Source organism: Zhongshania borealis (genome assembly GCF_039539625.1).
GTDB classification, from domain to species: Bacteria; Pseudomonadota; Gammaproteobacteria; order Pseudomonadales; family Spongiibacteraceae; genus Spongiibacter; species Spongiibacter borealis.
Genome location: NZ_BAABDM010000003.1, coordinates 1 through 12,728, shown reverse-complemented (window position 1 = coordinate 12,728; position 12,728 = coordinate 1). Strand labels below are relative to the sequence as shown.

The window sequence follows — 12,728 nt, the reverse complement described above, 5'->3', positions numbered from 1 at the left end:
GTTATAAAAGACATTCGCATTGGATTGCTAGATACTTAACTGTGGCCAAGGTTTACTTGACCACAGCACGGAGTATGGGCCCCCAAAGGTAACGACCCGATCAAGCTGTTTTTTTAATGACCCATTTGTTTCATTGTATTGTTTATTACATTGTTCATCATTTTCTGGGTAGCGGTCTGAGCATTGTTGCACTCTTCAGTGTCCGCGTCCTTGCCCTGAGCCACAAGCATATTGCACTTCTCTAATGCTGCTTGTAGCTTCTCTGGGTTTTCAATGAAGTCTTCAACTGAAGGCGAACCACAGGCCGTTAACGCTAATGCTATGGGTAATGCCAATAATACCTTTTTCATAGTAGTCCCTTTTTCACCCTTTAATAGATAGCACTTAAGTAGGGTGATATCGCTTAAGTGCTTTATGGAATAAGTAGGGAATTAACCTTTATTGGCTTCTTCTACGTAGTACAACCAAGATTCTGTTTGTCTTTTACTATCTTGAAGATCGTACCTTTTTTGACTCTCAACATCTTGATGTTTCTCAAGCTCAGCAACCTTTGCATTAACGCCATCAATATAGGCTTGAACTTGGGCACCAGCAGCTTCATAAGCAGCAACCTCAGGTATAGATTTGCGCTGCTCTTCAAACATTGCACTGTACTTTTTCTTCGCCTCATCAATAGCAGGCTGGTATTTCGCGGCAATTTCTCTTTCAACCTTATATCGTTCACCCCAGCCTAAACCGCCCTTCTTGCGCACCGCATTAATCTCGTCAACCTTGGCCGTCTCAACAGGTAATAATTCCTCATTCATTTCAGCACTTATACGCTTATTCAGCTCTCGTTCCGCAGGCCCAACCTTGGATCTAGCCTCGCGCTGAGTAGCCTGTAGCTTATACAACTCATCACCACGATACGTTTTCGTGTTCAATAAGCGTATTTCCTCACTTCGAGATGTTTCTTCTTTTAGTAAGAGTTCAATCATCGGTGTCAATTCATTAAGCTTTTTACTGAAACTATTTGATAATTCTTTTTCGCGAGAAGAGCCAAGAAAAACCACTTCCATCTCTTGATTTTTAATCTTCGATTTACTTTCAAGACTACGGTCAAATGCAGATTCATCTAAACGAACCTCAGATTCTATCGACTCACCATTGGTTACGTATCTAAAACCACCTAGGAACGGAACATCCTGAAGTTTACCGGCCTCTCTTACCAACGCGTACTTATCAGCCTGTGTTATTGAGATTACAGCATCGTTAGAAATTTCAGCCGTTCCAGTGATCTTGTATGTTGTTATCGTTGATCCACGCTCGGCCGACGTCTCGTGTAGGTCCATTTCAAAATCACCAAGCTCATAACCAGAAAATTCTTCAACAAAATATTTCTCAAGGTCAGCTTTAGCCTGACTCGTGATTGGATCACCAGAGCAGCCCACCAGTGAGATACCCATAAAAAACAATAATAGAAAATACTTTGACACCGAAACTCTCCTTTGTTTTATTGAAATCCATAATAAACACATTAAAATTACGAAGTTATTATCCGTCAATTAAAGATCAATATACGAAAAAACTAATTATCATTTTCCAATTACCTACCATATTAACCATATGACTTATTCGAAGTTATCTTTGAAAAACCTTTAACAACCTTAAAAATAGACCATATCCAAACGGCAATTAATATAAAATAGCCCACGACAAAGACAGCTAATAAAACACCAATAATTGAGAAGCCTAACCCCCACCAAAACGTTTTAATGATATTAGAATAATGATCTTCAAATATAGATCCATGAGCTTCACTCTTTTTAAGCATCGCCCAGATTGCACCGACAATCCAAAAAACGCCTGTAAAAAGACCAACCGCCATGAATCCATACGCAATGAGCGCGTTTGTCTTAGCCGCAGAATCGCTTACGGTTAAGGATTTAGTTGCTAAATTTACTTCATTATTATCTTGCACTTTATTCTCCTTTTCAGCCAGGCTGATGAAATCAACAGCATTAAAATCGCATCACTATTTGATCGCAATAGAGCCCTTTATTTTATATCCTGGAATATTAAGCTCGCCCATCATCAAAGCCACCATTAGCCTGACGCTCCGCTTCTTGCCTTAGGTGTCCCGCCGCCTCATTCTCAGCACGCTGAAGCGCTACTGACGGCTGAACAGCGAATGCACGTGATTGATTATTTATTTCATGTATCTGCGATGCATTCTGTAGATCCCTATTACTCGTAATCGACGCGATGGACTCTCGATCTTTTAAGAAACCGACTACGTCATTACGAATATCACTTAACTCCTTTTCGTTTTTGTGCATTTCAAGGATATAGCGTGGATACTCCAAATTTCGGATACCAGTCGCAGCAAAGGTACTGGAAACAACACGACAAACTATAATCCAGGGCGTTATGCTAGACCTAACCAAAGTATTTTCCGAGCGAGTGGAGTCATGAATTCCAGTGCCAGTTGATATTTTAGATTCAGTGAACGTGCCTTCAACTTTTATGTATATTAGATTACTTTCGAACTGCATTTCCGCGTAAAAACAATGAACAGAGTTTAGGATTACTGAAGCGAACGCCTTAACTATTAAAAAAACCATAAACATATGCAAAACTAAAGCAGTATTGTCGGAAATACTGTAAAGCAGGTTATCATTTAATCCGAAATTGTCATTTTTGAAATCTATACCACGAACTAATTCGTACAAATCACCAATAGCAAACGCAATAAAAATCAATAAAGTAGCGTTAATTACACGCATAATGTTTCCAGCAATCAATCCACATAACCTAGCTCGCTGAAAATCCAGCCCTAGATCAACATCTATAAATTTTGGCTGTATTTCTTGGGTCATTTCACCATAGAACTTCCCTTTTCCCTCCACCTGTTCATTCAGTGTCGGTTCAAGTTCTTGGTAGACTCGATTTGGGACCTCCTTAAACCTCCGATTTGCCATCACAAGATTGTCTAAGTTGATAAATATCTCATTTGGATGAACAGATTCCTGCCAATTTTCTCTGAGCTCTGAAACCTCAACCTTGGGATCGGCATGCACGAGACGTTTTCGGAGCATAATTACAACTAGACCAGTCATCCCGACCGCAGCTACGAACATACCCAGCAGATACAAAGACGTGTGAGCAGCTGGGAAATTTGATAAGACTTCGGAAACATGAGTTACAGTGACATCAGATGAAGTTAGTAAGTACTGTATTAACAACCCAATTATCACCGGTAACAATATTGCCCCTACGGAAATTAATACTAAATCGCCAACACCAACACCCGGTATATCCTTATCGGGGATACGCTGGATATTCCTACCTGCCGAACGCCAAATCACTAAAAAGTAAAGCACTAGAGCTATCGAATAAATTGGAAAAACAAAGGTACCAATTTCTCCAGCAAAACCAGCAAGCGAAACAAATCCTACAAATGCGTATGCCAACAATGCTACAAGCGTTACAACCCAAGCACCGACAATACGTTGAGCGATATTTCGGACTGGACCAGGCATATATGTGAGGCGAGGAAAAATAGTGTGCACTAATCGAGCAATAAGACCAATAGGCTCAATAAAAGTAGTGTTTTTTCGACCAACCAACATTTCAGTTAGCTCTTTATTTTTGTACGCGACGTACTTCTCTTCACCTTCTGATGTACTTGATTCAGTTCGACTATGATTTTTTGCAAGCGAGGTCGGATGACTCCTTCCAACAAAGTAACGAAGCATCGCGAAGATACCGTGTGATGCTGCGGCGATCCCGCTACCCAAAAGAACAATCCCAAAAGATACAATTATCCAACCTATTACTGGCTCACTTCTGACAATTGAGGCGGCTTTAACAAGGAGGACAAGACCCATTAAAGCTACAACAGCACCACGAACGGTAGTTACCAAGCCCTCCATCTTGAACGGATTTCGCAAACCAATATCAATAGAACCATAATCAAATGCCACTACATCACCCCTTAACTATCGCTAGCAGCCAGAAAACGGCATGCAAATACTGAAGCCAACACTTAACAATCTCGATCCAGCATCCCCAGCGATCGAAGGGTATTGGCAATTAAAAAACAATCACAACGACAAACTTATAAAGTCGTAAATATTTCTCGAAAACACTATATTTACTTATACAGAAAGGAAAATATCCTGCGCTTAATAAAACAAAGCAAACTTCCATATCAACTTAATTGTATTTTTTAAAAAAATTACTTCTTATTATATGTAAAACTTTCATAGATATTGATAACCCCTCATATTTCCAGCATGTAAAAATACCGCAACATTGATTATCTAGACTAGAATAAGCCCCAGAGCCAGAATACACTGACTCTTTCATTGGATGCATCAGCCTATTTATTAGCCACTGAAACTATCTTACAAAACTCTTCCATCACCGCATTTGGCGGCGAGTAAACCCCCATGCCAGTGCTAAATGCAAGTGAGACCTCAGACCCACTAGATGTGTCGTCAACAGAGATATTAAGCGGCGCCGTGCCACCGTTACTCATAGCGACACTCTGATTTGCATTAAGCATACCTAACTCGCTATCCGAGTTAGAAATATTCCAACCTTGCATCGCTAAACCCTTAGAAATATTTGAAAATGCTCTCTTCTTTCCTGTGCCTTCAAGGTAAATACTGGTTCTGTAAACTTTCCCAGTCACTATACTTCCTTCTTGGGTAAAGTTTCTGGCACAGTCACGCCCGTCATTAGGAGCTAAGGCCACCGGCCCAGTAGAGGCACACCCCGCCGCCATAGTTATTAAAATTGGTAACAAAATCCTTTTCATAATTAATCCTGTAATAAATACAATTACTATTTAGCTTTCGCTAAAACCTTTTAAAAATACGATACTTATAAAAAATCACGCACCCCAATTACTAACATCTTAAAAATAGTCAGAGCAAAAATATTTAACATACTTCGCGCGCAAGAAAGCATCGTCGCTTAATATTCATCCGTCATAAATTCTACATCAGGAAGAGGAATACCATCTGGAGATACGGCAGACAGCTCAGATCTCATGATAGATATCTCACGAGGAGCGTTTATTCTAATAACAGCATTCCCTGACCTTGCCCGTTTGACCGTAACAGTAATTTCATCACCAATATAAAATGACTGCCCCTCCTTGCGAGTGATTGATAGCATCCATGCACCTCCGTTTCTTCTCAATATTTCAATAGATCGATAAACCAAGTAAACCGATTAAAAATATAGAGGTTAATTAAAATCCATTAATTTCCGATTTTTATAGCTAATTTAGTGGCAATCTGGTCGTTAGTTAAACCTAGCTAATGCCTCACAATACAATACGTGCACCATACACCAACATTGAATATCTGGATAAAGCAACAAGCTAGTTAATCGTTGGGTAACAAGCTCCCTAATCCCTCTGCAAACTCAGATTGGATATTGAGGCTACTGGCAGGCAAAATCAGATAACCAAATTTCTTCGGGCTAAAAATTGGTATACCAATAACAACATAATTTTATAGCACAACAACGCCAAATACCGCTCATCCCTAAAGGATAAACCAGGCGAGTGTATTATAATTGCGTCAAATTACAGGTCAGGATTAAAGGCGGGCACTTGGATCTTGGCATTGTAAACTCCTTTTACAACATTTCTCAGGCTTTAATGTTTGTGCAATAGCACGAGATCTGAATTTACTTGTTTTTCATTGTTACTGTCAACAATTTAATTCTGCGCTTGAACAAATACTTTCCTCGCAACGTATTATCGCCTGAAATACCACACAAATTTCTACGCACTCCATATTAAAATTCGTTGGCTCATTTTAAAGTTACTACAGCTTTCCAATTAGCACCTTTTAACCGAAAGGTATTTGAAAATAATAACGACAGCCCTTCTTACAAGAATATCGTTAAAGTTTAGACACAATAATTATTAAGTAAGCAGGTTGGTGAAATAGAAGTAGTTACCTACAGCTACTTTGATACGTTATTTAGCTCATAATCTAATGTAGATTTTGCTAGCCCGTATTTGCAAGGTACAGCCTTTTTACAATCAAAGAACTACGCAACCCAACTTCAGCCAAAACATTACAAACATTTAATATACAAAAATTGCAATCTGTGTGATAGCGTTCGCATATGGATTTAGTTTTTCTCTCAAGGATGCGAGTTTAATATGCCTCATGATCATACTAGTAACACCCCCTCTTTAAGCAGGTTCCGCGATCTTTATAACGCACTACACCTAGCATTCTGATCAATTCCGCTTTATCACCCAAATACGCAGGGAGACATCTCCGTGTGCTTTCTGTGAGCATGAAACGGATAACTCAAAGGAGATTTATATGGATAGACGAAAAAAACTGGGCTATTCCCTAGTCCTGGTTTTCCTATTATCAGGTGGAATGACAGCCTGTGGAGGCGACAGCAGTAAAAGCACTATACCTAAACCCAACAACCCAGTAGCTGGCATTGATGTCGATGAGGACGGGATAGATGACAGTATCGATAATTGCCTATCTGTCAGCAATCCTACTCAAGCCGACACCAACAACGATGGTGAGGGCGATGCTTGTGATGTTGATGACGCACCAAAAATCGTTGCAAACTGGGAAGACACAAGCTGGAACGAAGCTAGCTGGAAATAGCTTTTACACTTATTAAAACTATGTATTAGGGAAGATTATGAAATCACTTAAAACCATTCTACCTATGGCCGCAGCAATTTCTTTAGCCGTTAGTGCTAACACTGCTTATTCTGCCAATATTGTCGCGCCACTTACCGAGTTTGTGTCCAATACCGCTGCTAAAGCAGATGAAGTCAACGGTAACTTTAACGCCCTTGTTGCTGCTGTTAATGATGTCGCAGGCAGCGTTGCGAGCCTTGTGGATCGTGTAGCTGCGCTTGAGAATGGCGCTACTGTAGAAGATCTTTCGGATTCAGTGGCCGGACGGTGCTACAAAGTTACCTCCATCAACGTAGAATTGGACTACGGTTCAGGAATGAAAAATGGCTATATCCTGTTTGATGAATCAGGCAACGGCGCCATGCTCTCATATTTAAGAAATGCGGCTAAACCAGATCTTGGTCAAGAAACTGACGCTACAACCGAGTTCAGCGACTACGACATAACATGGACGCAGGATCTGTCTACTGTTACGACTACCAGAGCTAAGGGCGAGGGGGAAGATGAGATTATACACTTCACGGCTACACCTGCTCGTGATGTTCTAGTCGCTACGCACATTGACCCAAGCGGTACTCACGGAGAAACAGAGCTATACATTCTCAGTGAAATGGATTGCGAGGAAGCTGAAGCTGGCGAGGAAGTTTTAGGTAATTAAATTGCGTGCCCAAAAGTAATTTCGATATCAGTCGAAGTAGTTTTTGGGCTAGGTTTTTCGATATTAATCTGTGAGTATCAGTCAGGCTTTATATCCATAATTACAAAGGACGTAATATGAATAATTTACTAAGAATTTTCACATTCACACTACTCCCTATATTTTTAATCGCATGTGGTGGGAGTAATAGCGACTCAAACGATATTGCCGGCGTAGACGGAATTCGCGAGAATATTATTACAAGTAATATGTCTGGTGGATTCCCCTGGAATGGCTCGTCTAGTACGAGGACCGCCCTTAAAATCTGGAGTATCGATGTTGACGGGCTTATTCCGGTTAAACACAAGAATATCCCAGAAGCTATCTACGCACTTAATGAAATTGAGATGAAAACTGGAAAAATTCTATTTGATCGCAATTCGATCATTAATACTCCTGATCAAGAAGTAGAGCGTGGGTTAGTGTTTAGTTTCGGTACAGCGCTAGGGCCCAATGGCGTTGAAGCGAACGGTTGTGGTCATGTCGGCGCCGTTGGCGGCAGCGTATCATACCCTCAAGGCTGGTATGACGCGGATGGCCACATCCAAGGACCGCTACAAGTAAATATTGATTCAGACCAGCCAGGGGGCTGCACAAATGGCTCAAACATGAACAAAATAGCGGTTCATGAAGTCGGTCATGCCTTAGGTTTGGGGGCTCACTTTACTGGATTCGGTATTGGCGATATTTACGACGATAACATGTGGAATGCTCTCTATAACATGTACCGAAATCAACCTCTGACTGACATAGAGGGCTTGACTATAGAAAAGGCGTTTTAGCCTTGGTGGGTTTCCCGTCCGTGAAGAAGTACGCTAGAAACCCCGTATCAGCATGCTCAAGCGGAATATGGGATCACAAAAAACTGTCCAGCAAGTACTTACTAATGCGTGAGCCCCCAGAAAGCTCCATTGCTAACCGCTTATATCGCTACTTCTATCGTCGGATGTGTTGAGCGGCCCAGCGACACATAAGAAATGGATACCAGTTCAAGTCAGCGTGATCCTTGTTTTGGCACTAACAATGGCAGCAAGCCTGAGGATATCAGAATAACGGAGATTCACCTTCTGAACTCATTAGTAACAGGTCCAACGGAATCGAGTGCGCAATACATAACCTCCATTCGCATCCACCAAAAGTGATCAAATACTGTGTTAACTGATTTCATCGATTGGTTATACCTACACTACGATATAAGCGCATTGCGTCGTATGCGCAATCAACAAGGAAACTACACTATGAAATACATTGCCATTCTGATCCTCGCATTCGTTACTTCCGCGTGCTCTGTAGTACCGTATGATGAACTCAATTTGGACACTACCACGAATGCAAAGCGGCCCAACGCTGGAATGGCGGGTATATATGCTTATCAATGGAAATCAGGAATTTTGGGCGCGCATTTTGACGCCCGTTTCAAAATTACTGGCCAACCTATCATTAAACTAAACACAGGTGAGTATGGGTATTTCCAAATACCTGCAGGAAATTACGAATATCGCTCACTCGCAGGCATCATTCCCAAACACAGAGACATTACGTTTAAAGCCGGTCAGAACTATTTTTTCCGACTTTCAAATTCCATGACTTCAACGAGTACATTTCTAATACGTGATCAAGACGAAATAGACGCAACGAAAGAAAAGATAAATTCAGGTTGGTACGAATTAAACACATTGGACTAAATAGGTAGTAGCTACCGTCACCGGGTCGCAGTGGGTTCTTCCAATCACCTCCGAAAATGAAATTATCGAGGACGACGAAGAAACAATGACCCTCACAGTTGAAACAACTCATGAGTAGTGCTCGTAGGTTGGCCGCGTCCAACAAACTGCTCTAGGTGACGTTAACGCAATTCAGCTCCTATCGGACGTCTGCTTTTTACATTAGGCCAGAGCATACGGCATGAAAATCTAGTACGAAAGGCTCCTGTGTCACAAAAGCGGTCAGTCGCTGAATAGTGCTGAGTAATTGGGAAGTCCAGTCAAACCCTTATTCAACAACATTGCGCTCACTAATCCTGACATGATTCACTTAAGTAATTGATTTTTATTTAGAAGTGATTATGATCAGAGCCAAAGGATTCCACATCAAATGCAGGATGCACACAAATGAAAAAGCCATTTCAAGCTTACTATCGCTCTGATTTAAATAGAATTTTCCTACTTGATCGCCTCAACGTTTAGACTCACGATGTGCATGAGTTATAAAGTGTGGCGCGTTTGAATTCGCTGTTATGCCCCAGATGGACTATCCCATAATTAAGGATTTCTATGCCGACATTACCTCAGTTGGATATAAAAAATAACTGTAATCACTCGCCCCATGTTTTGATCTTGGGTGCCGGTGCCAGTTATGCAGCATTCCCCGAGGGCGATAGGAACGGCATAAAACTCCCTCTTATGAATAATCTTGTTGAGGTGATTGGATTAGAAGGACTGATTGCTAAGTATGATCTCAAATACGAAGGTGAGAATTTTGAGGCAACTTATGATGCCTTAGTCCACAGTGGCAATTACGATGAGCTAGTCTCAGAAATAGACCACGCTGTAGAACAGTACTTTCAACAGATGGAGCTTCCAGATGAAGCAACGATATACGATTACTTAGTGCTGAGCCTGAGAAGCAAAGATATTATTGCCACCTTTAACTGGGACCCATTCCTAGCCAAAGCATTTCAAAGAAATATGAATGTCATTGGGTATGAGCAGATGCCCCAACTAGCTTTCCTCCATGGGAATGTATCTATTGGCGTATGTAACGACTGTAAAAGTAAAGGCTGGAGATATAATAGCTGTGACAAATGCCAAAAGCAGTTTGGCCCCTCCAAGTTACTTTACCCTGTTAGCAAAAAGGACTATTCATCTGATCTATTTCTGGAATCAGAATGGAAAAATCTTCAGCATCATATTCAGTATGCCTATTTTATTACAGTTTTTGGCTATAGCGCCCCTGTAACCGACGCTGAGGCTAAAAAGCTAATGCTTGATGTATGGGCCGAAAACGGAACTAGGGATTTAGCTCAAATAGACTTGATAGATGTCAAAGAAAGAGAAGAAGTAAAAGAAAACTGGAAAGATTTCATAGTTAGAAAAAATTATGCGATAAGGGATGACTTTTTTGATACATACCTTGCCATTCACCCTAGGCGGAGTTGTGATGCTTTTGCAATGGCAACACTCCAACAGCGCCCATGGAAAGACAATCATTTCCCTAAAGGTGTTTCGTTAAAAGACTTGCAGAACTGGGTCATGGCGTTAGTTGAAGAAGAAAAGTCAGGAAAGCTATCAGGTAACCCTTGTGATTAGTTCATTGAAGAAATGGCATAACAAAGTGCTGCTAGGGACAAAACTACGCTGCGCTCCGTTTTGCCCCAGAGCACGGCGTTATATGCTCTCGCGAACATCTTCATTCGATTCGCAGTTGACAATATTATATTCTTCTAGCAGCATTGACTGATGAACCTAAATCTTACGCAGCAAGCATCTCGAATTATCATCATTCCATAGGAATGGTGGGAGTTTTGATGCGTTTTTAGTTTATCAAACCCACCCAGAGAGGTGGGTTTTCTGTTTCTGCCTCATGGGAATAATTCTTTTCAAGGAGGCAGCATGAATAAAATAGCAGTTTTTGGTAGGCCGGGAAGCGGAAAGTCTACGTTAAGCAAAGCGCTAGCGTCGGCAACAGGTATACAGCTGTACCAACTAGATTCGATAGTGTACAAAAAAAATGGGGAGCTGGTAGATCGTAGTTCATTCGATGAAGCACATGAGAGTATCTTATCGTCTGAAAGTTGGATAATTGATGGATTTGGACCAATAAGTTCTTTTAACCAGCGTCTGGAAGCAGCTGATACATTGGTTTACGTTGATCTGCCATACTTAATGAGCTACTGGTTTGTGACTAAGAGGCTGCTAAAAGGACTTGTTGTAAAACCTGAGGGATGGCCTGATGGCAGCTCGGTACTAAAAGGTACTTTGGAGAGCTATAAGGTTCTGAGGCTATGTCCAAAATTTTGGAACGATGATTTCATGGGAAGATTAGAAATGATGTCAGCTGAAAAATCATTATACATAGTTAAGTCGGTAGCTGAGCTAAATAGCTTTGTGCATCGAAATATAAAATAAATGCATATAACAAGACCATGCACGCGACAAGCGCGTGCTGGCGGCGTTAGTTTTTTCGGAGGGTTAGTGTTTTATAAAATATTGGGATGGGTATCTATCGTAGTATCTATATTAATCCTTGCTCCCAGTTTTGTGCCTGGAGCAATATCGATACTTGCATCTTATATAGCTTTGTTAGCTATACTAGCTTCGATAATCACAATAAAAAGTGGTAGTATTTTATATTTTAAAATCACAGCTTCCATATCTGCGGTTAATATATTTGTTGTTAATGATGGGCTTCGTATTTATGGCTCACTACCTGAAATATCATGGCTTTATAAAGTAAGTATCTATTGTGCTTTTATAGCCACTTGTGCGCTTACAATTGTTTATTCTAAAAAATTTGTTGGTGCCATAAAAAACTAATCGGATAGTCGAGAGTCTCTAACCCTCAACCCCCACAACACTCTTCGAGCATGTCAGCATGACCCCGTTCGACTGACCGCTTTTTACCAGCTCTGGAAGTGGCCCTTTACATGCGCAGCGTGGATGGCTCTAGGGTCACATTAGCAATCAGTCGCAGCTTCCACGTCGGCAGAGCATGTGAACAAGAGAGTATTCTCCATTAATATAATGGTGAGTGACTTAACTGATTGATATTTGTAAATTGCGCGATATGATCAGGTGGTCAAAGTGATATATGGCCTGAGTCGTTATTAACCGTTATGCGTAAAGGCGATCATGGCAAATAACTGGAATATCCCAGCATGGCTGGAGGCAGAAGTTCGTGAGCGGGATAAAATCTGCGTGTACTGCAATCAAGAGTTTCTAGCGCCAAAAGAGTCAGCCAAACAATCCGCAAGCTGGGAGCACATCATCAATGATGCAAAAATAATTACCAGAGAAAATATTGCGCTGTGCTGTCGCGGTTGTAATGCGAGCAAGGGCCAAAAACAATTATCAGTTTGGCTTCAGTCAAAGTATTGCAATGAGCGCGGAATATCTCCGGAAACAGTAGCCCCGATTATTAAGCAGGCAATCGCAAATGGGCAGTGAGTATACGCATAACAAGGCCAATCACCGCGCCGAATTTTCCGTTGCGACTTTGCCTTCACTGTTGATTTGCATTTAAAACTGACCCAGGATTTGCATCTAAAATTGACCCACCCTGATGGCCAGATTATGGCCTAGATTTTACTTCTTTGCTGCCTTCAATTCCTCCTGTTGCGTTGTTGAGTGTTT

At 41.2% G+C, this 12,728-nt stretch carries 14 protein-coding genes; 8 read left to right on the top strand and 6 right to left on the bottom strand.

From position 1 onward, the window contains the following. Positions 1–113 precede the first annotated feature (113 nt). The 6 genes from ABD836_RS09485 to ABD836_RS09460 form a co-directional block, all read right to left on the bottom strand. Positions 114–350: an EexN family lipoprotein gene (locus tag ABD836_RS09485; protein ID WP_344935062.1), complete on the bottom strand. Its 237-nt coding sequence runs from the start codon at positions 348–350 to the stop codon at positions 114–116. An 81-nt stretch (positions 351–431) separates the two neighbouring features. Further along, complete coding sequence (locus ABD836_RS09480) at positions 432–1,475, bottom strand: hypothetical protein (protein WP_344935060.1); 1,044 nt, start codon at positions 1,473–1,475, stop codon at positions 432–434. Between the two features lie 122 nt (positions 1,476–1,597). Next, complete coding sequence (locus ABD836_RS09475; RefSeq protein WP_344935058.1) at positions 1,598–1,960, bottom strand: DUF4870 family protein; 363 nt, start codon at positions 1,958–1,960, stop codon at positions 1,598–1,600. A 97-nt stretch (positions 1,961–2,057) separates the two neighbouring features. After that, on the bottom strand, positions 2,058–3,965 hold the full coding sequence (locus ABD836_RS09470) for a hypothetical protein (RefSeq protein ID WP_344935056.1): 1,908 nt from the start codon (positions 3,963–3,965) through the stop codon (positions 2,058–2,060). Positions 3,966–4,363: 398 nt separating this feature from the next. After that, complete coding sequence (locus ABD836_RS09465; RefSeq protein WP_344935053.1) at positions 4,364–4,804, bottom strand: hypothetical protein; 441 nt, start codon at positions 4,802–4,804, stop codon at positions 4,364–4,366. 158 nt (positions 4,805–4,962) lie between these two features. Further along, positions 4,963–5,166 (bottom strand): carbon storage regulator, encoded by a 204-nt coding sequence (locus ABD836_RS09460; protein WP_344935051.1) that lies wholly within the window; start codon positions 5,164–5,166, stop codon positions 4,963–4,965. A gap of 1,172 nt (positions 5,167–6,338) precedes the next feature. On the opposite strand from ABD836_RS09460, the gene ABD836_RS09455 reads away from it, so the two are divergent. The 8 genes from ABD836_RS09455 to ABD836_RS09420 all read left to right on the top strand — a co-directional run bounded on the left by ABD836_RS09455 (position 6,339) and on the right by ABD836_RS09420 (position 12,542). Then, positions 6,339–6,641, top strand: a complete 303-nt coding sequence (locus ABD836_RS09455) for a thrombospondin type 3 repeat-containing protein (RefSeq protein ID WP_344935049.1) — start codon at positions 6,339–6,341, stop codon at positions 6,639–6,641. A 37-nt stretch (positions 6,642–6,678) separates the two neighbouring features. After that, positions 6,679–7,338 carry a hypothetical protein gene (locus ABD836_RS09450; RefSeq protein ID WP_344935047.1) on the top strand — a complete coding sequence of 220 codons (660 nt, stop codon included), beginning with the start codon at positions 6,679–6,681 and terminating at the stop codon, positions 7,336–7,338. Between the two features lie 116 nt (positions 7,339–7,454). After that, entirely contained in the window at positions 7,455–8,159 is a 705-nt protein-coding gene (locus tag ABD836_RS09445; RefSeq protein WP_344935046.1) for a zinc metalloprotease, read from the top strand. A 456-nt stretch (positions 8,160–8,615) separates the two neighbouring features. Beyond that, complete coding sequence (locus tag ABD836_RS09440; protein ID WP_344935044.1) at positions 8,616–9,062, top strand: DUF2846 domain-containing protein; 447 nt, start codon at positions 8,616–8,618, stop codon at positions 9,060–9,062. Between the two features lie 588 nt (positions 9,063–9,650). After that, complete coding sequence (locus tag ABD836_RS09435; protein ID WP_344935042.1) at positions 9,651–10,685, top strand: hypothetical protein; 1,035 nt, start codon at positions 9,651–9,653, stop codon at positions 10,683–10,685. 303 nt (positions 10,686–10,988) lie between these two features. After that, positions 10,989–11,504 carry a P-loop NTPase family protein gene (locus ABD836_RS09430; RefSeq protein WP_344935040.1) on the top strand — a complete coding sequence of 172 codons (516 nt, stop codon included), beginning with the start codon at positions 10,989–10,991 and terminating at the stop codon, positions 11,502–11,504. 66 nt (positions 11,505–11,570) lie between these two features. Further along, positions 11,571–11,912: a hypothetical protein gene (locus tag ABD836_RS09425; protein ID WP_344935038.1), complete on the top strand. Its 342-nt coding sequence runs from the start codon at positions 11,571–11,573 to the stop codon at positions 11,910–11,912. 315 nt (positions 11,913–12,227) lie between these two features. Continuing rightward, the gene (locus tag ABD836_RS09420) at positions 12,228–12,542 is read left to right on the top strand and encodes a hypothetical protein (RefSeq protein ID WP_344935036.1); all 315 of its coding nucleotides are present in this window, start codon (positions 12,228–12,230) and stop codon (positions 12,540–12,542) included. Positions 12,543–12,728: the final 186 nt, after the last annotated feature.